Genomic DNA, 22,903 nt, shown 5'->3' with positions numbered 1-22,903 from the left:
GAAGAAGGGAACAGCACCTTCACAGCGATTGCGCTGAACTACCGCTGGGAGTGCGGTGGATTGCCGCCAACACGCCACGCCGTACGGAGAGAGACCGCCATGACCGCCTTGAAAATCTTCCTGCTCGCCGGTGCACTGCTTTACGGCCTGCCGGGGCTGGTGTGGTGGGTGAATCATCGGCGGGCCAAACGCGCCCGGCTGGCCCAGCGCGTGATCAGCGTGGATGCCCCCGCGCCATGAGCGACGCTGCCGGGAGGACCTCCGAATGCCATTGACCGACGAACAGCGCCGCATCCTCGATGACATCAATGCCACGCGGCCGGTCAGTGACGAGGACGCCAACTGGGCGGTGAAGGCCGGCTATGCAGCCCAGGCCGAAGATGGCGACATCGACCTGACCCAGGCCGGTCGCCAGCTTGTGGATTCCAGCACGCTCTAGACGTGCCGGGATCGATCAGACCGGTGCGAAACCGCGGGTGGTCTTCTTTTCGTTCTTCTCGGCCTTCTTTTCCTTCGCCGTCTTGGCAGGCTTCTTTTTCGTTTCTTTCTGCTTGTTCAGGCCCTTGGCCATGGCAGCGTTCCCGGTTGGATGTTCCGCAGCATGGCACATCCGGGGCGTGTCAACGCATCGGTGCGGCATGCACGCCCCGGCTCAGATCACCCGGGCGGGTCGTTGCAGCCCGCGCCCCACAACGCACACCAGCACCGCGGTCGCCGCGAAGCCACCGGCCAGCCAGAGATTGGCACTCAGCCCCTGCCGGTCGAGCGCCTGACCGCCCAGCCATGCGCCCGATGCGATACCGATGTTGAAGACGCCGACGTAGAGCGCGGAAGCCACCTCCACCGCGCGGGGCGCAGCCTTCATCATCCACGTCATCAACCCGACCGATACGCCGCCGTAGGCCAGCCCCCACGCGATCAGCGCGATGGCACCGCCGGCACGCGCGTCGCCGATGGACAGAAACAGCAGCGGCGCCAGCACCAGGCCCGCTGCGATGAGCAACACCGTCGGTGCCGTATATCGCGCCGCCACGATGCCCGCGAGGAAATTCCCGGCCATCCCGGCAGCGCCGTAGCCGAACAACAACAGCCCCACCCAGCGCGCGTCGAATCCGGAGACTGTCATGAGCAGTGGCCGCACGAAGGTGAAGGCAATGAAGTGTCCGGCGACCAGTAGCAAGGTCAGCAGCAACCCGAGCTGCAGCCCCCGGTTGCCCAACTGCTCACCGAACTGGCGCACGGTGGTGGTATGGGTCGACGGCAGCCTGGGCACGACGGCCAGATGCAGTGCGAGTACCACCGCGCTGAGCAGGGCCATGCTGGCGAATGCCCAGCGCCATCCCAACAGCTCACCGATCAAGGCGCCGAGGGGAACGCCCAGCACCGAGGCCGCCGCCACACCGCCGAAGATGAGCGACGTGGCCAGCCCGATCGATCGCGTCGGCACGAGCCGCATGGCCAGCCCGCCGGCAATCGCCCAGATGCCGCCCATGCACAACCCGACCAACACGCGCGCCGCCAGCATCCAGCCCAGCGTGGGTGCGAAGGCCGCGCCCAGATTGGCGATCACCAGCAGGCCCAGCAGCCCGCACAGCAGCGCGCGTCGGTCCAGCCGGCCGGAGGCGATGACCACGAGCGGGGCGAACAACGCCGCCAGCAACGCCGGCAGCGAGACCATCAGGCCTGCGGTGCCGGTGCTGGCCTGCAGGGCGTCGGCGATCGGGGTCAGCAGGCCGACCGGCAGCATCTCGGTGGTCACGACCGAGAACGTGGCCAGACTCACCGCGGTGACCGCCCACCAGGGGTGGCGTGCATCGGGCTGTCGTCCGGAAAGGGGGGGCGTCATGCTGCAGCTCCGTGTGGTGTGAGTGTTCCAGGTGCTTGCATCAGGCATCCCCCGAGGCGTGTGCCGGGGGCAGACGCAACCTGCGATGCGCGGACATCGCGGCCAGCAGCACCGCGCCGCCGGCACACACCGCGATGAGGAATCCCGCGCGCACCCCATGGGCATCCACCCACTGGCCGGACGCGGCGGCACCCAATGCGACACCGACGTTCAATGCCGCCAGCAGCCAGGTCATGCCTTCGGTCAACTGACGCGCCGGCACCTGCTGCTCGATCAGCGACATCGCCACGATCATGGTCGGTGCGAAGAACACGCCGGCCACGAACACCGCCGCGCCCAAGCCGAACAGGCTGCCTGCCCACCACAGCGGCAGTGTCGTCAGTGCGGTCGCGAGACCACCCAGCAGCAACCAGCGGCGCAACGGCGCCTGCAGCTTCAAGGCGCCGAACATTACCCCGGACAGGCAGGAGCCGGCGGCATAGGCGGACAACACCAGGCTCGCGGCCGCCGGCTGGCCAACGTGCGCGGCGAAGGCGACGCTGACGACATCCACCGTGCCCACGATCACGCCCATGGCGACCATCAACAGCGCGAGCCAGCGCACGCTGAGCAGGCGCATGACAGACCCATCGCGCCTCGCGGCCGGCGCTGCTGCGTCGATGATGGGCGGCTCCGTCCGGCGCTGCGCGATCAAGGCAAGCACACCGATCGGCAACAACACCGCAGCGGCGAGTACCCCCGCCTGGGGAAGCGCCACGACCGCCAGGCCGATCGACAGCGGCGGCCCGGCGATGAAGGTGACCTCATCGAAGACGGTTTCCAGCGCGTACGCGGTCTGCAGCTGCCGCTGGCCGCGATAGATCGCGGTCCAGCGCGCGCGCACCATCGCGGACATGCTGGGCATCGCGCCGGCCAGCAGTGCGCCGACGAAGAGCAGCGCGGTCGGCGCCTCCCACCACGAGGCGCCGAGCAGGAGCAGCAGCCCGGCCACGCTGACGCCGGTGGCCAGCGGCAGTACCCGGCGCTGTCCATGCCGGTCGACGAGACGGGAGACCTGCGGTGAGAGCAGCGCGTAGGTCAGCACGAAGGTGGCCGCCACCGCGCCGGCCAGGGCATAGCTGCCCCGCACCTGGGCGAGCAGCGTAATGATGCCGATGCCGGTCATGGGCAAGGGAAGCCGCGCCAGCAGGCCGGCCAACGCGAAGCCGAGGCTGCCCGGGGCTGCGAACAGCTGTCGATAGGGGTTGGTCACGGTTCTCTGCACTGCCTTTGCGCCACTTACATACACATCGTATGTTTAAAATCCTATATACATACGCACCGGATGTAAACAATCATCCGTCCCGTATGTAAGGAGATGATGATGGTTCGCCGCACCCGCGCCGACATGGAGCAGACCCGTGCCACGCTGCTGGCCACCGCCCGCGCGGTCTTCAGCGCGCGTGGCTACGCCGAGACCTCCATGGACGATCTCACCGCGCAGGCCGGACTCACCCGTGGCGCGCTGTATCACCACTTCGGTGACAAGCAGGGCCTGCTCGCGGCCGTCGTCGATCAGATCGACGCCGAGATGGACGACCGCCTCAAGGCCATCTCCGACGCCGCCGAGGACCCGTGGGTGGGCTTTCGTCTGCGCTGCATGGGGTACCTGGAGATGGCACTGGAGCCGACCATCCAGCGCATTGTCCTGCGCGACGCGCGCGCGGTACTGGGCGGTGCCTCGCCGGAATCGCAGCGCCACTGCATCGATTCCATGCAGCGCCTGCTCGCCTGCCTGATCGATCAGGGCGTGGTCGCCGAGGCCAACCCGCAGGCCCTCGCCTCGCTGGTGTACGGCAGCCTGGCCGAGGCCGCGTTCTGGATCGCCGATGGCGATGATGGCGATGCACGGCTGGCACAGAGCGTGGCGGCGCTCGACCTGCTGCTGCGTGGGCTGCGGGTCACCACACCGCACTGACCGCTCATCCTGTCTGGCCGCCCTTGGATCCGGTCCCTGACCGCAGGTCATATATCGCTCCATGAGATCGCAACGCCGCCCCTACGCTTCTCCCATCTACTGAAGGAGAGGACGCATGAAGATTCTGGGTATTGTGCTGATGGCATCGGCGCTGGTGATGAGCGGCCCGACCGCGGCAAAGAACGCTGCCCCGGCCACGGACCGGACAGCGGCGCTGGTCCGCGAGGCTGATGCGTTCTTCAAGGACCAGCAGCCGGGCGGCGTGGTCCTGGTAACCCGAGGCGACCAGGTCCTGCTGCGCCGGGCCTACGGCATGGCCGACATCGAAAATGACGTGGCGATGCGACCGGAGGCCACGCTGCGGCTGGCCTCGGTGACCAAGCAGTTCACCGCGGTGGCCGTGATGCAGCTGGTGCAGGCCGGCAAGCTGCGGCTGGAAACCCCGCTGGACGCGCTGGACCCGGCACTGACCGGCCCCATGGGCAAGGTGACGGTGCAACAGCTGCTCACCCATACCTCCGGCATCAAGAACATCAGCAGCATTCCGGCATCGCGGGCCGCGCGTCGCGAGGAGGCCGATGCGCTCAGCCTGATCGGCTACTTCAAGGATCTGCCACTGGAGTTCGCCTCCGGCACGCGGTTCCGCTACAGCAACTCCAACTACATCGTGCTGACCCACCTGATCCAGCGCCTGTCCGGCCAGTCCTATGCCGAGTACATGCAGCAGGCGATCTTCCAGCCGCTGGGCATGCAGCACACCCGCTATGACACCCACCTGGCCATCATCCCGGGCCGTGCGCATGGCTATCGGAAAGCGCAGGGCGTGCTGCAGAACGCGGACTTCATCAGCATGACCCAGCCCCAGGGCGCGGGTGGCCTGATCAGCACGGTGGACGATCTCGCACGTTGGCACCAGGCACTGCGCGACGGCACGCTCGTACCCGCCGCGTTGCTGGCGCAGGCCATGAGCAAGACCGCGCTGGCCGACGGCAAGGCATCGCCGTACGGCTTCGGCTGGATCATCGGCCAGGTACAGGGCGTGGCCGATGTGGAGCATGGCGGCTTCATCAACGGCTTCAACAGCTACGTGGTGCAGCTCAAGGCACCGGATGTGTTTGCGACCGTGCTGACCAATGCGGAGTTTCTCGATCCGACCACGCTGACCGTACGGTTGGCCGCGATTGCCGCCGATGTCCCGTATGCGGCCACCGTGGCGCCCGGTGCGAAGGATGCCGCCTGGCTCGGCCGCTACGTGCTGGCCGAGGACGACGTGCGGGTGCTGTCGCTGGTCGATGGCCACCTGCAGCTGCTTCGCCAGGGCGAAGGGGAGGAGCCGGTCGCGGTCAGCCCCGGCACCGATGGCCGTTACTACTTCGATGGCGGTCTGGATGCACTGAGCTTCGCCACTGCCGACGACGGCCGCGCAGTCATGACCGTGCACGACCGCCTGATGGGCGATGCCGTCGGCTACCGTGCGCCGGCTGTGACCGCCCCGGCTACAGGCTCAGCACATCCCTGAAGCGCGCGCTCTGGCGGCGGGAGACCTCCACCTCCAACCCGCCGCGCAGGGTGAGCATCAGCCCGCCATTGCTCCAGGGCGCCACCTGCTCCACGTAGTCCAGATTGACGATGTACTGGCGGTTGGCCCGGAAGAATTTTTCCGGTGCCAGCTGCGTTTCAATCGCGCCCAGCGGGCGATACAGCAGCGGAGCGTGCTGCTGGAAGTAGACCCGGCTGTAGTTGCCGACCGCCTCGATCACCCGCACGTCGCGCGGCTTGACCAGGTAGCACTGCTCGCCATCCTTGATGAAGATCGGGCTGTCCATCGAACGCCGTACCGGCGTGACGGCCACTGCCTCGGTCAGCTTGTGGATCGCCTGCGCCAGCCGCTGCGGCTCGATCGGCTTGAGCAGGTAATCCACGGTGTTGTAGCCGAAGGCCTTGAGCGCATGTGCATCGAAGGCAGTGGTGAACACGATGCGCGGCACCTGGGTCAGCCGGGCGAGCACATCGAAGGCATTACCGCCGGGCAGATCGATATCCAGGAACACCACGTCCGGTGTGGTGGACTCGATCAAGGCGATGGCGGCATCCACATCGCCGGCATGGCCGACCACGCTCAGTTGTGGGTACGCCTTGAGCTGGTGCTCCAGCTCGAAACGCGCCAGTTCCGAGTCTTCCACGATGACGGCGTCGATCATGCTGCGCTCCCGATCCAGACACGGGCGACGACGCTGTCGCCCTGTTCTTCCAGGCTCAGGCCTGCATCGCTGCCGAAGGACAACTGCAGCCGCTGCCTGAGATTATCCAGGCCGGTACCGGTGCCATCAGGCGCCCGCAGCTGGCCACTGTTGCGCACCTCGATCCGCAACCCGCCGGCCGGCGCGGCAATGGCGACGTGCAGATCCCCGCCGGCGCTGCTGAGGCCCAGCCCATGCTTGACGGCATTCTCCACCAGCAACTGCACGCAGAAACGCGGCACCTGCCGGTGCAGCGCCACCGCGTCCACCCGCTCGCTGTAGCGCAACCGTGCACCCAACTGCAGACCGACCAGACTCAGGTGATCGCGCACTACCGCCATCTCTTCTTCCACGGTCACCAGCGCGTCCTCGCTGCCGGTGAACTGGTAACGCAACGTGCTGGCAAACCGCGTGATCTGCTCACGTGCCAGGTCCGGATCCTTGAGGATCAGCGCGCGGATGTTGTTGAGGGTGTTGAAGGTGAAGTGCGGGCTGATATGCCCGAGCAGGCGCTGCAGATGCGCTTCCTTGAGCGCCAGCTGCAGATCCTTCTGGTGACGGGCCGCTTCGGCCAACCGGGTCTGCCGGCTGATGGCCAGATACAGCAGGCTCCAGGCGATGAAGGCCGGCGCCAGCAGTGGCGCACGCGAGATCATCGGCTGTGCATCGTGCAGAGCCGCCAGCCCCGGCGAGAGGCCTGCCAGCAAAGAGAGCAGCAGATACACCACCACGTCCACACCAACCGCGGCGAGCACACTGGCGACCAGCAGCATGCCCAGCCAGCGCAGCTCCCCATAGCCGTCGGCCTGCACCTTGCGGTACAACCAGCGCAGCCCCAAGCTGGCCAGGAGGCCACCGATGCTGACCGCAGCCACCGCCAGGAACTGAAGCGCGTCCGGCACGGACGCTTCACTCGGTCGCGCAATGAAGGCGATCAGCGCGAACAGCGACCAACCCAGCACGTGCAGGAGCCAGAAGCGTGGGGTCACTGCATCGATCCGCTGGAGGGGAGCCGTACTCTACCCGATCCGGCTGGCCGCCCCCGCTCAGCGCCGGCGCGACGTCATCCGCGGCTGCAGCGCGTCCAGGGCGCTGGCGTTGCGGCGCGCCCAGTCGTAGATCAGTTCGATCGGTTCCACCAGTTGCCGCCCCAGCGGGGTCAGCGAGTACTCCACCGAGGGCGGCACGGTGGGGTACTCGGTGCGCAGCACGATCCCGGCATGCTCCATGTCGCGCAGGGTCTGGATCAGCATTTTCTTCGAAATGGCCGGCAGGCTGCGGTGCAGGGTGTTGCTGCGGGCCGTGCCGTCGTGGCGCACGGCCAGGGTGTGCAGCACCATCGAGGTCCACTTGGTGCTGAACAGCTCCAGCACCCGCCGGGGCGCGCAATCCTCCTGCCAATGTTCTTCGGGACTGCCGGTTTTCATGTGTGGTTACCGTTTGGTGCCTTCTTTCGAGGCGTACCTCGATATCCTAAGGTGTGCGCCTGTAAAGCAATGAAAGAGGCGACATCGTGAGGCAGAAAGCGTTGGTGGTTGGTGCCACCGGGATCGTCGGCAGTGCGCTGATCCAGCAGTTGCTGCAGGAAGGCTGGGAGGTGCATGGCCTGGCGCGTCGGCCCGATGCGCTGCCGGCGGGTGCGCACGGCGTTTCGGCCGATCTGCGTGATGCCCAGGCCACACGTGAAGCGCTTTCCGGACTGGCGCCCACGCATGTGTTCATCACCACGTGGTCGCGGCAGGCCAACGAGGCCGAGAACATCCGCGTCAATGCGGCCATGGTGCGCCATCTGCTCGATGCAGTGCAGCCGGCCGGCACGGTGCAGCACGTGGCGCTGGTGACCGGCCTGAAGCACTACCTGGGCCCCTTCGAAGCCTATGCGCAGGGAAACCTGCCGCAGACCCCGTTCCGTGAAGAACAACCGCGCCTGCCGGTGGACAATTTCTACTACGCACAGGAAGACGAGGTGTTCGCCGCCGCCGCGCGCGATGGCTTCCACTGGAGCGTGCACCGCCCGCACACGGTGATCGGTGCGGCGGTCGGCAATGCCATGAACATGGGCACCACGCTGGCCGTGCATGCCACCCTGTGCCGCCACACCGGGCGCCCGTTCCAGTTCCCGGGCTCGCGCGCGCAGTGGGAAGGGGTGACCGACATGACCGATGCCGGCGTGCTGGCACGGCACCTGCTGTGGGCCACCCGGACCCCGGCGGCGGCCAATCAGGCCTTCAACGTGGTCAACGGCGATGTATTCCGCTGGCGCTGGATGTGGGGCCGGATCGCCGCGTGGTTCGATATCGAGGCCGTGCCGTTCAGCGGTGAGGTGCAGCCGCTGGCGGTGCAGATGGCCAACGATGCTGCGCCATGGTCCGCACTGGCCGCCACGCACGGTCTGGCAGAGCCGGATATCCACCGGCTGATCTCTCCCTGGCACACCGATGCCGATCTCGGGCGCCCGCTGGAGGTGATCACGGACATGTCCAAGAGCCGCCGGATGGGGTTCCTGGATTACCAGCCCAGCGATGATGCCTTCTTTGCGCTGTTCGCCAGGCTGCGGGCGGCCAGGTTGATTCCCTGAAGCGGGGTTACCTTAGACACTGTGGTCCCTGCGGTGCGAGCCGCTAGGCTGCGGCACACGCCCGCCGGGCCTTCTCGGATCTCACCCATGTCCCTGTCCTGGCCATCGTCGCTGGTGTTGCTGGCGGCGCTTCCGCTGAGTGCACCCGCTGCCGAGCAGTGGGTCGTCACCACCGATCTCTGGGGCAACCCGTATTACCAGACGCTGCACTTGGACGTGCAGGACGCGCGCGTTGGCGGAACGCTCGGCGGCGACCCCATCGCAGGCACGCTGCGTGACGGGTCTCTGCGGTTCACGGTGAAGGAGAGCGATGGCCAGCTCCAGCACTTCACCGGCACCGTCAACGACGCGCACATGCAGGGTGAAAGTGATCAGCCGGATACCAACAATCGCGCGGCACGGGCCACGCATGCGTTCCGCGCATGGCGGGTGCCCACGCGGGCGGGCAACGCACCACAACACCATGTGTTCACGCCGACGGACTACTCCAATACCTTCAGCGCGGACCGGGCACCGGTCCTGGTGATCCATCCCGGCGATTCGCTACAGACCCGGACGCTCGACTCCGGTGGCGTCGACGAGCATGGCGTCACCCGGGCGCTGTTCGGCAATCCACAGGTGGGACCGTTCTTCATCGTCGGCGCAGAGCCGGGCGATACGCTGGCGATCACGCTCACCTCGCTGAAGCTCAACCGCGATTACGCGGACAGCCTGGATGGCCTGGTGGGCCGACTGAAAACGCCGCGCGTCGCAGCCGAGGCCACCGCGTTGGGCAAACCGGTGCGCTGGGCGCTGGATCGCGCCAAGGGCCTGGCCCGCCCGGAAGGGGCCGCCGGTGCGCTGAAGAACGTCCAGATTCCAGTCAAGCCGATGCTGGGTGGCCTGGCCCTCGCGCCGGGCTTCGGGTATCCGCCGCTCTCCACCGGCGATACCCAGGACAGCGGCGGCAACATGGATTTCAACGCCGTCGTCGAAGGCAACACCGTCTATCTTCCCGTGCAGCAACCCGGCGCCCTGTTGTACCTGGGGGATGGCCACGCGTTGCAGGGCGATGGTGAAACCACGCAGTGGGCATTGGAAACGTCGCTGGACGTAGTGGTGCGGGTCGAGCTGGTGAAGCGGGCATCGATCTCCACCCCGCGTGTCGAATCACCGACGCAGATCATGACCCTGGGCCAAGGCGGCTCCAGCGACGACGCGCTGCGGATCGCCACCTCGGGCATGCTGCAGTGGCTGGCGCAGGCCTACGGCCTGTCCCTGTCCGAAGCGGCGCAGGTGCTGGGCGTGGCGGTGCAGTATCACGTCGCCAATCTGGCTGGCCGCAGCGTCGGCGTGGCCGCGAAGATCGACAAGGCCGTGTTGCAGCAGTTGCCCACGCCAGCACCGGGCGCCACCGCAGCAGGCGAGGCACGCAGCGCGCGTTGATGAAGGCCGAGTGATGACGCGGATCAACGCGGAGAAGGTGTTCCACAGGCGTACCGCACTTCGCTAATCTAGGTTGGCTGATCGCACTGCCTTGATGCCGCCCTCCCCACCGCGAGTCCCCTTTGAGCTCCTCACCCTCCACCGGTACCCACGGCGAACGTGATGCCGAGCGCGTCAAGCTGGCGCTGGCCGCTGGCGCGATCATCGGCACCTGGTTCTGGGATGTTGCCCAGGACAGCCTCACCGTCGACGATGCACTCGCCCAGGCACATGGCCTGGACCCGGCGATGGCCCGCAGCGAACTGCGCCTGGAGCAGGTGGTCTCCGTGGTTCACCCGGACGATCGCCAGGGGCTGACGCAGGCGATCGACGAAGCCGTCCGCCGCGGCGGGCGCTATGCCCACCAGTACCGGACCCGCGGTCCGGACGGTGCTTACCGCTGGATCGAGGCCATCGGCCGTGTCGACCTGGACACCCAGGGCAACGCGGTCGGGTTTCCGGGCGTCCTGATCGATATCGATGAACGCCGCCGCGTGGAGGCCGAACGCGATCAGGCACAGACCCTGTTGCGTTCCTTCGTCGAAGCGGCGCCCGGCGTGGTCTACGCCAAGGACCGGCAGGGCCGGATCCTGATCGGCAACCGCGGCACCACCGATCTGATCGGCCTGCCGCCCGACGCCTACGTGGGCCGTACCGATGCCGAGCTGCTTGCCGATCCTGTGCAGGCCGCCACCGTCATGGCTACCGACGAACGGGTCATGGCCAGTGGGCAGACCGAACAGTTGGAAGAAGAAGTGAGTTTCCGCGATGGCCGGCGCGCCCACTGGTTGTCGACCAAGTCGCCGCTTCGCGACCCCGACGGCACGGTGATCGGACTGGTCGGCACGTCACTGGACATTACCGACCGCAAGGCCGCCGAAGCCCGTCATCTGGAGGCGGAAGAGCGCTACCGGCTGGCGGCCCACGCCACCAACGATGCGATCTGGGACTGGCGTATCTCCGATGGCCACGTGATCTGGAACGAGGCGCTGACCACCCTGTTCGGCCATGCGCTCAGTGAAACCAGTGCGCAGTGGTGGCTGGACCATATCCACCCCGATGACCGTGCGCGCGTCGATGCGGATATCCATGCCGTGATCGAAGGCGAGGGTACCGCCTGGAACAACGAGTACCGGTTCCGACGCGCCGATGGCAGCTTCGCCTCCGTGCTCGACCGCGGGACCGTCCTGCGGGGCAGAGGCGGCGAACCGCTGCGGATGATCGGCGCGATGCTGGACCTGACCGTGCGTGAGGCGGCCGAGGCCGCCCTTGCCAAAAGCGAGGAGCGCCTGCGTTTTGCCACCGAAGCCGGTGACATGGGCTTCTGGGATGTCGACCTGGTCCGCGATGCGTTGATCTGGCCGCCCCGGACCAAGGCGATGTTCGGCATCTCTCCCGATGTCCCGGTGTCACTGCGTGACTTCAACGACGGCATCCACCCCGACGACCGCGAAGCGACCCTGGCCGCCTTCGCCGCCGCAGCCGACCCGGTGCAGCGTGCCCTCTACGACGTGGAGTACCGCACGATCGGCAAAGAGGACGGCGTCGTTCGCTGGGTCGCAGCCAAAGGCCGCGGTCACTTCGAGGGCGACCGCTGCGTGCGCGTGGTGGGGGTGGTGATCGAGATCACCGCGCGCAAGATCGCCGATGCGCGCCTGAAAGAATTGAACGAGCACCTGGAAAGCCGCGTGCTCGAAGAGGTCGCCGAGCGCACCCGCGTGGAAGATGCGCTTCGGCAGAGTCAGAAGATGGAGGCCGTCGGCCAGCTCACCGGCGGTATCGCCCACGACTTCAACAACATGCTGGCGACCGTGATCGGCCCGCTGGATCTGCTGGCGATGCGGCTCGGCGACAACGACCCGCGCGCCAAGCGCTACATCGACATGGCCATCGATGGCGCCACCCGGGCGGCACAGCTCACCCAGCGATTGCTCGCGTTCTCGCGCCAGCAGCCATTGCAGCCGGTGCCACTGGATGTGAACCAGCTGGTGGCAGGCATGTCGGACCTGCTGGTGCATTCCCTGGGCAGCAGCATCCGCTTGCAGACCGTGCTGGCCGCCGACCCGTGGCGGACGTTCGCCGATGCCAATCAGCTGGAGAACGTGATTCTCAACCTGGCCGTCAATGCGCGCGATGCGCTGCCTGGCGGTGGGCGCCTCACGGTGGAAACCGCCAACGGCGAGATCACGGCGGGCGCTGCCTCCGCGCCCGCGGATGTTCCCGACGGCCAGTACGTTCTGATCACCGTCACCGACAACGGCAGCGGCATGCCGCCGGAGGTCATCGCCAAGGCATTCGATCCGTTCTTCACCACGAAGAAGGTGGGACAAGGCACGGGGCTTGGCCTGTCGCAGGTGTATGGCTTCGTCAAACAGTCGGCCGGTCACGTGAAGATCCGCTCTGCCGTCGGGCAGGGAACAACGGTGACCCTGTATCTGCCGCGCCTCATGGCCGACATCGCCGCCGCGCCTTCGCCGACAACCAGCGGTACCGCTCCGCTGAGCGGGGGCCGCGAACGTGTGTTGATCGTGGAAGACGAGCCCGGCGTCCGCCAGTTCTCCATCGATGCGTTGAGCGAGCTGGGCTACCCGGTGCTCGCCGCCGAGGGTGCCGCCGCGGCGCTGGCGCTGCTCGACAGCCATCCGGACATCGCGCTGTTGTTCACCGATGTGGTGATGCCCGAGGTCAACGGGCGGCAGCTGGCCGATGAGGCACTCAAGCGACGGCCGGATCTGAAAGTGCTGTTCACCACCGGCTACAGTCGCAATGCGCTGGAGCACGACGGCGTACTGGACCCCAGCGTCCACCTGATCGGCAAGCCGTTCACGCTGGAGGAGCTGGCCCTGCGGGTGCGCGCGGTGCTTGCCGAGGTACGCTGACGGATCGACTCCGGGAATCGAATCCCGGAGTCCTGGAACGTAGTGTGCGCCCTTGATCCGACACGGATCAGGCAGCCTGCTGGCTCCTGCCTACCTGGGTCCACCATGAAACGTTCACTGCTCTGCGCCCTCTTCTCCGCCGCGCTGCTGTTCTCGCCCACCACCGTTCTGGCACAGACCAGCGACCATGACGCCGTAGACCAGCTCATGCAGAAGATGCTGCGTGGCTTCGAGGCAGGCGACCCGGCGCTGATATTCGAGGTACTCAGGAAAGATGGCGTGGTGGTGGGCTACTCACCCGCCGCCGGCCGCATGGTCACCCAGACCACGGAAGAATGGGCCAAAGGCTTCACTGGCGAGCCGGCCACGGATGAGGCGCAGCGCAAACGCAGTTACCGGATCCTGGACGTCACCCCACACGCTGCGCAGGTGAAGCTGACGCTGGACTACCCTGGTTGGGATGGCGAAGACTACCTTGCCCTGCTGAAAATCGATGGCAAGTGGATGATTGTGAGCAAATCATGGAGCGGCCAACGCAAGTTGCCGGCGTCATGAGTCTTCATCGTCCACGCTCACGTACAGCGTCGGCACGGCCTTCATGAAATCCCCCAGTCGTCCCATCTGGATCTGCAGATCATCGGGGATGACGTCGGCCGCAGCGTCGAGCAGTGCCTGGCAGTGCTGCTCGAACGGTGCGACCACGCGACGGCGTGGCTCGAGCATGATGGAGTAACAGGCCTGGCTCGACCACGGCGGGGGCGCCAGCGCGTAGTGCGAGCTGCCCAGGGCAAACAGCGGCGCGTGGCTCTCGCCTGGCAGCGACAGCGTGATGTCGTTGGCGTTCACCTCGGCCCGGGTGTGGGTGCGCTGGATCGCCCACGCATCGAGTGTGTTGCGGCCCGGCACCGGGCCTACGGTGCCATCCACGGCGCCCGCCAGCAGGGACAGCGCGGCGTCCACGCTCACACCGTAGTGGTCCAGCATGTGAGGCTCCAGCGCCATCCACAGCTGTATCGCGCCGGCCACCGGACCATACGCGTGCAGGATGTCTGCAGGTGCCAACGCCGGCAGCAGCGTGGACTGCACCAGCTGCGCGAGTTCCTCCACGCTGCGTGTGTCGCTGGTGACGGTCAGGAACAGATACGGCGCCATCCCCGCCCGCTCGGACTCAAGCGTCGGCACGGCCGCCGCCCCCTCCACGGCATTGCCGCGCGCGCACGAGGGCAACAATGCGGTGCCCGCAAGCGCGGCCAACAGCAGGCGCCGCCGCGCCAGAAAATGAGTGTCATCCATGCGCAGAGAATACACGGGGGTAAAAGCGACCCGCTTGACGGGCCGCGTATTTTCTCAATACTGCGCCAATGCTCAGCCAACACTTTCTCTTCTTCTTCGCCATGCTGGGCGCCTTCAATGGCATCGTCGCGGCGTCGGTATTGTGGTGGCGCGCCAAGGGTGAGCCCACGCAGCGCTGGCTCTCACTGCTGATCCTGATGGTGGGTGTGCGAACGGGAAAATCCGTGGCCTTCCACTTCTGGCCGGATATTCCGCTGGTCGTTCTCCAGCTCGGGCTGACCGCCTGTTTCCTGATCGGCCCCTGCCTCTACTTTCTGGTGCGCTCCAGCCAACGGGAAACTGGGGGGACGGACACGAACGGCCGGTGGCACCTCGCCGCGCTGCTGGTGCTTGCCGTGGCGGTGAATGTCCTGCTGCCCTACACCCGCAACATCGAACTGTGGCGGTACGTCATCACGCCGGGCATCAACTATGCCTGGCTGGGCTATCTGCTGCTCACCACCGTGCAGGTGTATCGCCACCGCGCCCGGCTGCGGTCCTCGCCGTCCGCCACGCTGCTGCTCGGCGCGCTGGCGGGCATCTGGATCATCTGGATCGCGTACTACACGGCGGGATACACGTCCTATATCGTCGGCGCGCTGTCCTTCACGTTCGTTCTCGCGGTAAGCGTTCTGGTCGGGCTCCGCCTGCGCGCGGGCCGGGCAACGATCGAGCCCTATCAGGACCGTCGGATCCCCGAGTCCGACGCCGCCGTTCAACTGCAGGCCCTGGCCGAGCTGATGGCGCGCGAGCGGTTGCATCTGGACCCTGCCCTGACCCTGCCCCGCCTCGCCCGCCGGCTTGGCATGCCCCAGACCCGGCTGTCGCAGCTGCTCAACGACAACAACCAGACCTCGTTCAAGCAGTACCTCACCCAGCTGCGGGTGATCGAAGCCAAGGCGATCCTGCAACAGCAGCCTCCCAAGCCGCTGGATATCGTGGCGCAGGAAGCGGGCTTCCAGTCCATGTCGACCTTCTACAGCGCATTCAAGAAGTGCGAGGGCGTCACCCCGGCGGCCTACCGCACGGCCGCCACACACTCCTAGAATCGATTTCCGCACTCCGGGAAGACGCTGCAATACATTGATTTGAAAGCGATTGGATAGGGTGCTGGCTCCTTCCTGCGAGTCAGCGCCATGCAGACGTTACGTACCCTCGCCACCTTCGTATTGCTCCTGCTCAGCGTCTGGCTGGGCGGTACCTGCACCACCGACGCTGCGCCGCGGACCCCGGTTCCCGCGGCCATGGGGCAGCCCGCCAGCGGCCAGCAGGACCGCATCCTGTTCATCATCGCCAGCGCCAAGGTGCATGGGACCTCCACGCTCCCGGCCAGCGTCAGCTTTGGCGAGGTGGTGCATGCCTGGGATGTCTTCCATGCCGCCGGCTACGCGGTGGACTTCGTATCGCCCGACGGCGGCGCCGTACCGATTCTCGATGACTACGTCAGCGACGACGTGGCGCACCGTCTGGACGATGCCCGGATCATGCGCGGGCTGCGCGGCACCGTCACCCCGGCACAGATCGATCCCACGCAGTACCGGGCGGTGTACTACGTGGGCGGCAGCAATGCCATGTACGGGGTCGCCGAGAACGTGGCGCTGCAGCGCATTGCCATGCAGGTCTACGAGGGCAACGGCGGGGTGATCTCCGCTGTCTGCCACGGGACGGCCGGCATCGTGAATCTCCAGCTTGCCGGTGGCCAGTACCTGGTCTCGGGCAAGCGCATCAGCGGCTACCCCGAAGAGCACGAGCGCCAGGATGCGCCGTACTTCAACCAGTTCCCGTTCCTGATCCGCCAGACCGTCGTGTCCCGCGGCGGTGCCTTCCGGACGGTGGAAAGCGATGACCCGCATGTCGAAGTCGATGGCCGGCTGGTGACCGGGCAGAACTACGCCTCTGCCACGCCGGTGGCGCAGGCCGTGGTCGAGGCGCTTCGCATCCACACCGTGCAGGCGTCCAACCAGGCAGCCACTCAACCCTGATCTCCCACACCCCTGAGGAAACACCATGAAAGTATCGATTCGATCCGTCGGCCTTGCCGCCAGCCTGTTCCTGCTGCTCCCCACCTCGGCCATGGCGCAGAGCACCGATCGTGAGGCGGTGGACAAGGTCATGCAGACCTTCATGCGCGCCTACATCACTGCCGACAACACGTTGGCCAAGGACGTCTTCCGGGCAGACGGCGTGATGATCGGCTACTCCGAAGCCCGTGGCAGCGCGCTGCAGATGCGGACCGGGGAACAGTTCGCCGAGGGCTTCAACGGCAAGCCGGCGGCCAACGAGGCCCAGCGCAAGCGCCGCTATGAAATCGTGGACATCGCCACCAATCTGGCGGCCGTCCGCGTGATGCTGGATTACCCCGGCTGGGACGGCGTGGACTACGTGGTTCTGCTCAAGACCGATGGCCAGTGGAAGATCATGAGCAAGTCCTGGACCGGCCAGATCAAACCCTGAGCCGGATCTGGCAGACGGGACGCCATCGCTTCCGGGAGCTACCCGGAAGCGATGCGCGCCTGCATCCTGCCTGGGCTCAGTCGGCGCTCAGGTTGGCTGCGAAGAACCGGGTGAGTCTGTCGAACGGAATCCGATCAACACGGTCATAAAGATCCACATGTCCTGCACCCGGGACGAGATACAGCTCTTTGGGCTGCCCGGCCAGCGCGTAGGCCTTCTGGCTGAACTCCAGCGAGTGGGCCTCGCTGCCGGCGATGAACAGCATCGGGCGTGGCGAGATCGTCTCGATGTCATTGAATGGGTAGAAGTTCACGAAGCGGACTTCGCTGGTCAGCATGCGGTTCTGCGTGGTCTCCAGCGTGCGCCCCTTGGGAATGGCGATACCACGCGGGGTACGGTAGAACGCCCAGAACTCGCGGGTCACGGGATCGGCATCGGCGGGCAGCTGGGTGGGAAGATAGTCGAGGAAGATTCCCTTGCCGGTGCTGAACTCGGTGTAGCGCTGCTCGGCCGCCTTGGCCAACATCGCCTTGCGCTGTTCCAGCGACACCGACTGGCCCAGACCGTTGCGCGTCACGTCGCCCATGTCATACATGCTGACCGTGGCAATGGCGCGCAGCCTGGGATCCATCTTGGCCGCACTGATGGCGAAACTGCCGCTGCCACAGATCCCGAGCACGCCGATCCGCGTGCGGTCGATGAAGTCGCGGGTCCCCAGGTAATCCACTGCGGCACTGAAGGCTTCGCTGTACATCTCCGGGGCGACCAGATTGCGCGGCTCGCCGTCGCTCTCTCCCCAGAAGGGCAGATCGATCGCCAGGGTCACAAAGCCCTGCTCGGCCAGCTTCTGCGCATACAGCATGGAGCTCTGCTCTTTGACCGCCCCCATCGGGTGGCCGACGATCACCGCCGCCGACGCGGTGGCGTTCGATGCCGCCTTGGGCCGGACGAGATTCCCCACCACCTCCATGTGGTACTGGTTCTTGAAGGTCACCCGTTCAACGGTGACCGTGTCACTTTTGTAGAAATTGTCTGCACCGGTTGGCATGGGGGCTCCCAGGGTCGTGAAGGAACTGGCGGCCAGCGCCAGCAGCAGGGCAAGTCGTTTCATGAGAGGTACTCAGCGAGAAATGCGGGGCGTTGGTAGGCCGGACCCACGGTAGCCCTCCGCAACCACCGTGATTAGCCGGGGGAATGCGGAAGGCGTACTGAGCTCTGCTCACAAATCGCGGTGTTACTGTGGGCATCGCGCCCGACTCCTGATGCGGAATCAGCAATGGCTGTCCTGAAAACCAACGATCTGCAGGCGTTTCTGGCCGTCGCCAGGGAGCAGAGCTTTACCAAGGCCGCGGCACGGCTCGGGGTCTCTGCATCGGCGCTGAGCCACACCCTGAAACAGCTCGAAGCGCGCCTGGGCGTCCGGCTGCTGGCCCGGACCACGCGCAATGTCGCGCCCACCGAAGCGGGCGAGCGGCTGATGCGCTCGATCGGCCCGCATTTCGACGCCATCGGCGAGAGTGTGGATGCGCTTGGCGAGCTCCGTGACCGCCCTGCCGGCACTCTTCGCATCACCTGCAGCGACGATGCCATCGAGATGGTGATCCGGCCAAGGCTGGCGACGTTCCTGGCCGCGTACCCGGACATCACGCTGGAGTTCTATGTGGACTACGGATTCACCAACGTGGTCGAGGAACGCTTCGACGCGGGCATCCGGCTGGGCGAGGCACTGAGCAACGACATGATCGCCGTCCGCATTGGTCCGGACTGGCGGCTGGTGGTGGTGGGCTCGCCTGCGTACTTCCAGCGCCATCCCAAACCCCGTACGCCGTACGAGATCACAGGGTTGCCCTGCGTCAACATCCGTCACCGGCCCGCAGGCAGCATCTATGCATGGGAGTTCGAAAAGGACGGCAAGGAATTCAGCGTCAAGGGAGAGGGGCAGCTGGTGTTCAACAGCATGTTCCATGTCATCAATGCCGCCGTGGATGGCATTGGACTGGCGTATGTGACCGAGGATCTTGCCGCGCCCTACCTCGCCAGCGGCCAGCTGGTGCAGGTGCTGGACGAGTGGTGCCCGCTGTTTTCCGGCTACCACCTCTACTACCCCAACCGCCGGCAGGGATCGCCTGCGTTTGCCGCCCTCATCAACGCGCTGCGCCATCCAGCACTATGACGTGCGGGTGCGCGCGGCAAGTGCAGCCAACAGCGAACCGACAAGCAGCACCGCCGCGCTGACGATGAAGGTCGCGCGGTAGCCACTGCCGTCGAAAAGCAGCCCGCCCACCGTGGAACCCAGCGCGATGGAGAGCTGCACGACCGCCACCATCAGCCCGCCACCGGCCTCGGCATCATCGGGCATGGACCGGGCCAGCCATGCCCACCAGGCGACCGGTGCCGCGGTGGCCACCAGGCCCCAGGCAGCGAGAAGCACGAAGGCCATGCGGCTGGAGTGACCGAAGACGGTGAGCCCCACCGCGATGGCCGCCATGACCAATGGGATGATCATCAGCGGCAGGTACACGCTCTTCCTGATGCAGCTCCCTATGAGCACGGTGCCGATGAAGCCGGCCACCCCCAGCGCGAGCAGCAGCATCGACAGCGTGCCCACGCTGACCTGGGTCACCGTTTCAAGGAACGGGCGCAGGTAGGTGAACAGCATGAACTGACCGCTGAAGAACACCCCGACGGCGGCCATCCCACGCAGCACGAGCGGGCGCCGGAGAACAGCGAAGATGCTGCCGGTCGCCTGGCGACGCGCCGGTTTCAGTGCAGGAAGACTGATCCATTGCCACACCAGTGCGATCACGGCGATCGGCAACAGGCACAGAAAGGCGCCGCGCCAGCCGATGATGCCGCCGAGGTAGCTGCCCAACGGGGCTGCCACGACCGTCGCCAGCGCATTGCCGCCATTGAAGACGGCGAGTGCCTTGGGCACGCTCGCGGCCGGCACCACCCGTATCGCGATCGCGGCCGACATCGACCAGAAGCCGCCGATGACCACACCGATCAGCGCGCGCCCGATCATGTAGACCGGATAGCTGGGGGCGAGGCTGACGATGACACCGGAGATGCCCATCAGCACGGTGAGCAGCAGAAGCAGTGTCTTGCGGTCGAGGTCACCTGCGATGCGGGCGATGCACAGGCTGGTGATGACGGCGAAGGCACCGGAGATGGCGATCCCATAGCCGGCCCATCCTTCGGTAACGCCGAGCGAGGTGGCGATGGGCGTCAACAGACTGACCGGCATGAATTCCGAGGCGACCAGGCAGAACACGCACAGGGTCATGGCGAAGATGCCGGCCCAGTGCGCCGGCGCGGCGGCAGCGCGAGGCGCGTCGCTCTGCGCGGGGAGGGAGGTGGCGACAGGGGGCATGGGGAGCACTCTCTGGAACAGGAATGGCGTTGCCGCCCTGCACAGTGCGCAGGGACGAGACAGGGACGTGGCGTTGGGCAGCGCGGACGACGCGCGACAGAACCCGGACGTGCTTTCAGTGGGCGCCATGGTGGCCCACGCAGCGGGGACTGATAAGCCGCCCCCGGGTTCATGGACTACTGAGGTTTTCTCAGCAGTGCGTCATCACCGCGCCATCGAAGCGCTTCGACCAGCAGCGCGAACGCCGGCGAGTTCTGGCGCCGGCTTGGGTAGTAGAGATGGAAACCGGGAAAGGGCGGGCACCAATCCTGCATCGCCCGCATCAGCCGCTTGTCCGCCAATGCATCGGCCACGATCAGGTCCGGCACGCAGGCCAGGCCGCGGCCCTCCAGTGCCGCCTGGACGATCAGGCGCACACTGCTCAACGTCAGCCGCCCCTCCACCTGCACGTTCACGCTGCGGCCGTCCTTTTCGAACTCCCACGCATACAGCCCACCCTGGGTCAGCAGTCGCATGTTGATGCAGTCATGTACGGTCAGGTCCTGGGGCGTACGCGGCACCCCGCACCGCTTGAAGTAGTCCGGCGCACCGACAACGGCCATCCTGAGCGGCGGCGTGACCGGTACCGCGATCATGCCCTTGGCCACCTGCTCGCCCAGGCGTATGCCCGCATCGAACCCCTCCGCGACGATGTCGGCCAGATTGGACTGGTCGGTGATCTCCACCCGGATGTCCGCGTAGGTATCCAGCAGAGGCTGCAGCTTGGGCCAGACCACCTGTTCGCTGGCAGGATCGCTGCTGTTGATGCGCAAGGTGCCGCTGGGCCGATCGCGCAGTTCACTCAGGTCGTCGATAGCGCTGTCGATGCTGGCGAAGTGCGGCCCGATCTGCGCCAGCAGCCGTTCACCGGCTTCGGTCGGTGTCACGCTGCGCGTAGTGCGGGTCAGCAAGCGGATCCCCAGCCGCTGCTCCAGCACCCGCACGGTATAGCTCAGCGCAGCCTGCGACACCCCCATCCGCGCGGCCGCGCGGGTGAAGCTGCGCTCCTGGGCCACCGCCATCAGGGCGCGCAGGTCGTTGTAGTGGTCGCGCCGCATCGTCGCCCATTGATAAGCCGTTTTTATAACTCTATTCGCGACCTGCAGGTTTATCCACCTAAAACGGTGCGGCACCATGGGTGCGCCCCACGTTGGGCCATCGCAGCAGGAGCGCACGATGACCACCCCGACTTTGCCCACCTTCGCTGTCGCTGCCCGATCGCATCATCGGATGCACGGCCGACTCATCCACCGCGCCACCCTGCGGGCTGCCGCTGCGGCACTTCTGTTTGGCATGGCCCTGCCCCTGCTGGCGCAGCACCCGGCCCCCGCCCACACCACGGATATCCACATGAACACCCAGTCGGCTCTCTCCGCACGCCAACAGGCCATCCTGCCAATCGCCGCTTTCACGGCGGCCGGTGATCTTCACCGCCTCGAACCGGCCCTGCGCGCCGCGCTGGACGCCGGGCTGACGATCAATGAGATCAAGGAAATCCTGGGTCAGCTCTACGCCTATGCAGGCTTTCCGCGCGCATTGAATGCGCTGGGCACCTTCATGACGGTGGTGGAAGACCGCAAGGCACAGGGCGTCCACGATGCGCAGGGGAAGGCACCGACCGCGCTGCCCGCGCCGGACCAGACGCTGGCCGTCGGCACCGCCAACCAGACCCGGTTGTCGGGTCAGCCGGTCGCAGGCCCGTTGTTCGCGTTCTCCCCGCAAATCGACCGCTACCTCAAGGAACATCTGTTCGGCGCGATCTTTGCGCGCGACAACCTCGACTGGGGTGATCGCGAGCTCGCCACCGTGGCCGCGCTGTCGGCCATGACAGGGACCGAGTCGCAGGTGCAGGCGCACATGCGCATCAGCCGGAACGTGGCGCTCAGCGAGGCGCAGCTGGAGCACGTCGTGGCGGTGCTGCGCGACGTGGTCAGTGCCGAGACCGCCGATCGCGCGGACCAGGCGCGGCGCCACACGCTCGCAAATTGAACCTTGCACAGGAGATGGCCATGACCGGCTGGAAGGCACTGATGCTGACGTCACTAATACTGGGGAGCACCGAGGTCGGCGCGCAGCCCATCGTGCGTTTGTTCGAGCTGCATGCCGACCCTGGCCGACAGGAGGCGTTCGATGCTGCCGGCCGGCGCAACTTGGACGCCTCCCTGCAGACGGAGCCGGGTGTTCTGGCGATGCACGCCGTCACTGATCGCCAGCGGCCGGGCGTGGCGTACGTCTTCGAAATCTACGCGGATGCGGACGCGATGAAGACGCATCTTGCGACCGCGCATTACGCCGATTTTCTGCGCGCCACGCAGCCGCTCGTTGCCGACAAGAAGCTGACCGAAACAACACCGGTGTTTCTTGCCGAAAAGCCGGACCGTCTCTCGGTCATGCAGCGCGGCAACACGCCGGAAGTCCGGATGGTCGATGTGACGGTCAAACCCGCGGATATACCGGCATTCACCCGGATCGTCACGGCGGAGATGCGCGAGTCCATGCGGATCGAACCCGGCGTCCTGGCGATGTATGCCGTTACACGACGGGATCACCCGGAGCAGTGGATCTTCTTTGAGATCTACGCCGATGCCGCTGCCTATGACACCCACCGGCAAACGCCCCACTTCAAGGACTATCTGCAGCGGACCGCGCAGATGCTGGTGGACAAGGGGCACAGCGAGGTGAGCACCATCGCACTGAAAAGCCGTGGTGGCATGTTGTTCGATGCGACCGACATGCCCTGA

General features: G+C 66.3%; 23 protein-coding genes. 14 read left to right on the top strand and 9 right to left on the bottom strand.

The window, feature by feature from the left end:
• Nucleotides 1–99: 99 nt before the first annotated feature.
• On the top strand, nt 100–240 hold the full coding sequence (locus ACWV8V_RS13595) for a hypothetical protein (RefSeq protein ID WP_184997194.1): 141 nt from the start codon (nt 100–102) through the stop codon (nt 238–240).
• Between the two features lie 25 nt (nt 241–265).
• Nucleotides 266–439, top strand: coding sequence for a hypothetical protein (locus tag ACWV8V_RS13590; protein WP_184997192.1), 174 nt, complete (start codon nt 266–268; stop codon nt 437–439).
• A 213-nt stretch (nt 440–652) separates the two neighbouring features.
• Here ACWV8V_RS13590 and ACWV8V_RS13585 read toward each other — a convergent pair whose 3' ends face one another.
• Both ACWV8V_RS13585 and ACWV8V_RS13580 read right to left on the bottom strand, forming a co-directional pair.
• Nucleotides 653–1,846, bottom strand: a complete 1,194-nt coding sequence (locus ACWV8V_RS13585) for an MFS transporter (RefSeq protein ID WP_455899974.1) — start codon at nt 1,844–1,846, stop codon at nt 653–655.
• Between the two features lie 40 nt (nt 1,847–1,886).
• Entirely contained in the window at nt 1,887–3,098 is a 1,212-nt protein-coding gene (locus tag ACWV8V_RS13580; RefSeq protein ID WP_455899973.1) for an MFS transporter, read from the bottom strand.
• A gap of 111 nt (nt 3,099–3,209) precedes the next feature.
• Here ACWV8V_RS13580 and ACWV8V_RS13575 point away from each other — a divergent pair, with 111 nt between their 5' ends.
• On the top strand, nt 3,210–3,803 hold the full coding sequence (locus ACWV8V_RS13575) for a TetR/AcrR family transcriptional regulator (RefSeq protein WP_455899972.1): 594 nt from the start codon (nt 3,210–3,212) through the stop codon (nt 3,801–3,803).
• 115 nt (nt 3,804–3,918) lie between these two features.
• Nucleotides 3,919–5,322: a serine hydrolase domain-containing protein gene (locus ACWV8V_RS13570; protein ID WP_455899971.1), complete on the top strand. Its 1,404-nt coding sequence runs from the start codon at nt 3,919–3,921 to the stop codon at nt 5,320–5,322.
• Here ACWV8V_RS13570 and ACWV8V_RS13565 read toward each other — a convergent pair.
• From ACWV8V_RS13565 to ACWV8V_RS13555, 3 genes are read right to left on the bottom strand one after another with little or no spacing between them, the layout of a single operon-like run.
• Nucleotides 5,300–6,004: a LytR/AlgR family response regulator transcription factor gene (locus tag ACWV8V_RS13565; RefSeq protein WP_455899970.1), complete on the bottom strand. Its 705-nt coding sequence runs from the start codon at nt 6,002–6,004 to the stop codon at nt 5,300–5,302. The genes ACWV8V_RS13570 and ACWV8V_RS13565 overlap by 23 nt on opposite strands.
• Nucleotides 6,001–7,032: a sensor histidine kinase gene (locus tag ACWV8V_RS13560; protein WP_455899969.1), complete on the bottom strand. Its 1,032-nt coding sequence runs from the start codon at nt 7,030–7,032 to the stop codon at nt 6,001–6,003. Before ACWV8V_RS13560 ends, ACWV8V_RS13565 begins: the two co-directional genes overlap by 4 nt.
• A 57-nt stretch (nt 7,033–7,089) precedes the next feature.
• A complete protein-coding gene (locus tag ACWV8V_RS13555; RefSeq protein ID WP_259258910.1) occupies nt 7,090–7,470 on the bottom strand; it encodes a winged helix-turn-helix transcriptional regulator in 381 nt (126 codons plus the stop codon).
• A gap of 83 nt (nt 7,471–7,553) precedes the next feature.
• Here ACWV8V_RS13555 and ACWV8V_RS13550 point away from each other — a divergent pair, with 83 nt between their 5' ends.
• The 4 genes from ACWV8V_RS13550 to ACWV8V_RS13535 all read left to right on the top strand — a co-directional run bounded on the left by ACWV8V_RS13550 (nt 7,554) and on the right by ACWV8V_RS13535 (nt 13,519).
• Nucleotides 7,554–8,621 carry an SDR family oxidoreductase gene (locus ACWV8V_RS13550; protein WP_221180351.1) on the top strand — a complete coding sequence of 356 codons (1,068 nt, stop codon included), beginning with the start codon at nt 7,554–7,556 and terminating at the stop codon, nt 8,619–8,621.
• Nucleotides 8,622–8,708: 87 nt separating this feature from the next.
• Nucleotides 8,709–10,046, top strand: coding sequence for an acetamidase/formamidase family protein (locus ACWV8V_RS13545; protein ID WP_455899968.1), 1,338 nt, complete (start codon nt 8,709–8,711; stop codon nt 10,044–10,046).
• 122 nt (nt 10,047–10,168) lie between these two features.
• Nucleotides 10,169–12,964 (top strand): PAS domain-containing hybrid sensor histidine kinase/response regulator, encoded by a 2,796-nt coding sequence (locus ACWV8V_RS13540; protein ID WP_259258908.1) that lies wholly within the window; start codon nt 10,169–10,171, stop codon nt 12,962–12,964.
• Nucleotides 12,965–13,069: 105 nt separating this feature from the next.
• Nucleotides 13,070–13,519: a nuclear transport factor 2 family protein gene (locus ACWV8V_RS13535; protein ID WP_455899967.1), complete on the top strand. Its 450-nt coding sequence runs from the start codon at nt 13,070–13,072 to the stop codon at nt 13,517–13,519.
• On the opposite strand, the gene ACWV8V_RS13530 is transcribed toward ACWV8V_RS13535, so the two are convergent.
• Nucleotides 13,514–14,257, bottom strand: a complete 744-nt coding sequence (locus tag ACWV8V_RS13530; RefSeq protein ID WP_455899966.1) for a hypothetical protein — start codon at nt 14,255–14,257, stop codon at nt 13,514–13,516. The two genes, ACWV8V_RS13535 and ACWV8V_RS13530, sit on opposite strands and share 6 nt — an antisense overlap.
• A 68-nt stretch (nt 14,258–14,325) precedes the next feature.
• Between ACWV8V_RS13530 and ACWV8V_RS13525 the strand changes: the two genes are divergently transcribed.
• The 3 genes from ACWV8V_RS13525 (at nt 14,326) to ACWV8V_RS13515 (ending at nt 16,750) form a co-directional block, all read left to right on the top strand.
• A complete protein-coding gene (locus ACWV8V_RS13525) occupies nt 14,326–15,342 on the top strand; it encodes an AraC family transcriptional regulator (protein ID WP_259258905.1) in 1,017 nt (338 codons plus the stop codon).
• Between the two features lie 90 nt (nt 15,343–15,432).
• Nucleotides 15,433–16,278, top strand: coding sequence for a type 1 glutamine amidotransferase domain-containing protein (locus ACWV8V_RS13520; RefSeq protein WP_455899965.1), 846 nt, complete (start codon nt 15,433–15,435; stop codon nt 16,276–16,278).
• A 25-nt stretch (nt 16,279–16,303) separates the two neighbouring features.
• Nucleotides 16,304–16,750 (top strand): nuclear transport factor 2 family protein, encoded by a 447-nt coding sequence (locus ACWV8V_RS13515; protein WP_346467731.1) that lies wholly within the window; start codon nt 16,304–16,306, stop codon nt 16,748–16,750.
• A gap of 76 nt (nt 16,751–16,826) precedes the next feature.
• Here ACWV8V_RS13515 and ACWV8V_RS13510 read toward each other — a convergent pair whose 3' ends face one another.
• The gene (locus ACWV8V_RS13510; RefSeq protein ID WP_455899964.1) at nt 16,827–17,861 is read right to left on the bottom strand and encodes an alpha/beta hydrolase; all 1,035 of its coding nucleotides are present in this window, start codon (nt 17,859–17,861) and stop codon (nt 16,827–16,829) included.
• 165 nt (nt 17,862–18,026) lie between these two features.
• Here ACWV8V_RS13510 and ACWV8V_RS13505 point away from each other — a divergent pair, with 165 nt between their 5' ends.
• Entirely contained in the window at nt 18,027–18,923 is an 897-nt protein-coding gene (locus tag ACWV8V_RS13505) for a LysR family transcriptional regulator (RefSeq protein ID WP_455899963.1), read from the top strand.
• Here the strand turns inward: ACWV8V_RS13505 and ACWV8V_RS13500 are convergent.
• Complete coding sequence (locus ACWV8V_RS13500) at nt 18,918–20,252, bottom strand: MFS transporter (RefSeq protein ID WP_455899962.1); 1,335 nt, start codon at nt 20,250–20,252, stop codon at nt 18,918–18,920. The two genes, ACWV8V_RS13505 and ACWV8V_RS13500, sit on opposite strands and share 6 nt — an antisense overlap.
• A 47-nt stretch (nt 20,253–20,299) precedes the next feature.
• Nucleotides 20,300–21,220, bottom strand: a complete 921-nt coding sequence (locus ACWV8V_RS13495) for a LysR family transcriptional regulator (protein WP_259259624.1) — start codon at nt 21,218–21,220, stop codon at nt 20,300–20,302.
• 76 nt (nt 21,221–21,296) lie between these two features.
• On the opposite strand from ACWV8V_RS13495, the gene ACWV8V_RS13490 reads away from it, so the two are divergent.
• Together ACWV8V_RS13490 and ACWV8V_RS13485 are read left to right on the top strand one after the other, a co-directional pair.
• Complete coding sequence (locus ACWV8V_RS13490; protein WP_455899961.1) at nt 21,297–22,151, top strand: carboxymuconolactone decarboxylase family protein; 855 nt, start codon at nt 21,297–21,299, stop codon at nt 22,149–22,151.
• A 20-nt stretch (nt 22,152–22,171) separates the two neighbouring features.
• Nucleotides 22,172–22,903 carry a putative quinol monooxygenase gene (locus ACWV8V_RS13485; protein WP_455899960.1) on the top strand — a complete coding sequence of 244 codons (732 nt, stop codon included), beginning with the start codon at nt 22,172–22,174 and terminating at the stop codon, nt 22,901–22,903.

The organism is Stenotrophomonas sp. Ker107b, assembly GCF_053847245.1.
Note: the sequence above shows the minus strand (reverse complement) of the source record. Positions and strands in the feature narration are given on the sequence as shown.

What these genes read in the sequence shown, in the direction of transcription:
- ACWV8V_RS13510 (WP_455899964.1), bottom strand. Translation starts at nt 17,861, where the DNA reads ATGAAACGACTTGCCCTGCTGCTGGCGCTGGCCGCCAGTTCCTTCACG.
- ACWV8V_RS13565 (WP_455899970.1), bottom strand. Translation starts at nt 6,004, where the DNA reads ATGATCGACGCCGTCATCGTGGAAGACTCGGAACTGGCGCGTTTCGAG.
- ACWV8V_RS13535 (WP_455899967.1), top strand. Translation starts at nt 13,070, where the DNA reads ATGAAACGTTCACTGCTCTGCGCCCTCTTCTCCGCCGCGCTGCTGTTC.
- ACWV8V_RS13555 (WP_259258910.1), bottom strand. Translation starts at nt 7,470, where the DNA reads ATGAAAACCGGCAGTCCCGAAGAACATTGGCAGGAGGATTGCGCGCCC.
- ACWV8V_RS13500 (WP_455899962.1), bottom strand. Translation starts at nt 20,252, where the DNA reads ATGGCGCCCACTGAAAGCACGTCCGGGTTCTGTCGCGCGTCGTCCGCG.
- ACWV8V_RS13570 (WP_455899971.1), top strand. Translation starts at nt 3,919, where the DNA reads ATGAAGATTCTGGGTATTGTGCTGATGGCATCGGCGCTGGTGATGAGC.
- ACWV8V_RS13585 (WP_455899974.1), bottom strand. Translation starts at nt 1,846, where the DNA reads ATGACGCCCCCCCTTTCCGGACGACAGCCCGATGCACGCCACCCCTGG.
- ACWV8V_RS13485 (WP_455899960.1), top strand. Translation starts at nt 22,172, where the DNA reads ATGACCGGCTGGAAGGCACTGATGCTGACGTCACTAATACTGGGGAGC.
- ACWV8V_RS13590 (WP_184997192.1), top strand. Translation starts at nt 266, where the DNA reads ATGCCATTGACCGACGAACAGCGCCGCATCCTCGATGACATCAATGCC.
- ACWV8V_RS13530 (WP_455899966.1), bottom strand. Translation starts at nt 14,257, where the DNA reads ATGGATGACACTCATTTTCTGGCGCGGCGGCGCCTGCTGTTGGCCGCG.
- ACWV8V_RS13525 (WP_259258905.1), top strand. Translation starts at nt 14,326, where the DNA reads ATGCTCAGCCAACACTTTCTCTTCTTCTTCGCCATGCTGGGCGCCTTC.
- ACWV8V_RS13515 (WP_346467731.1), top strand. Translation starts at nt 16,304, where the DNA reads ATGAAAGTATCGATTCGATCCGTCGGCCTTGCCGCCAGCCTGTTCCTG.
- ACWV8V_RS13520 (WP_455899965.1), top strand. Translation starts at nt 15,433, where the DNA reads ATGCAGACGTTACGTACCCTCGCCACCTTCGTATTGCTCCTGCTCAGC.
- ACWV8V_RS13545 (WP_455899968.1), top strand. Translation starts at nt 8,709, where the DNA reads ATGTCCCTGTCCTGGCCATCGTCGCTGGTGTTGCTGGCGGCGCTTCCG.
- ACWV8V_RS13575 (WP_455899972.1), top strand. Translation starts at nt 3,210, where the DNA reads ATGGTTCGCCGCACCCGCGCCGACATGGAGCAGACCCGTGCCACGCTG.
- ACWV8V_RS13595 (WP_184997194.1), top strand. Translation starts at nt 100, where the DNA reads ATGACCGCCTTGAAAATCTTCCTGCTCGCCGGTGCACTGCTTTACGGC.
- ACWV8V_RS13495 (WP_259259624.1), bottom strand. Translation starts at nt 21,220, where the DNA reads ATGCGGCGCGACCACTACAACGACCTGCGCGCCCTGATGGCGGTGGCC.
- ACWV8V_RS13490 (WP_455899961.1), top strand. Translation starts at nt 21,297, where the DNA reads ATGGGTGCGCCCCACGTTGGGCCATCGCAGCAGGAGCGCACGATGACC.
- ACWV8V_RS13505 (WP_455899963.1), top strand. Translation starts at nt 18,027, where the DNA reads ATGGCTGTCCTGAAAACCAACGATCTGCAGGCGTTTCTGGCCGTCGCC.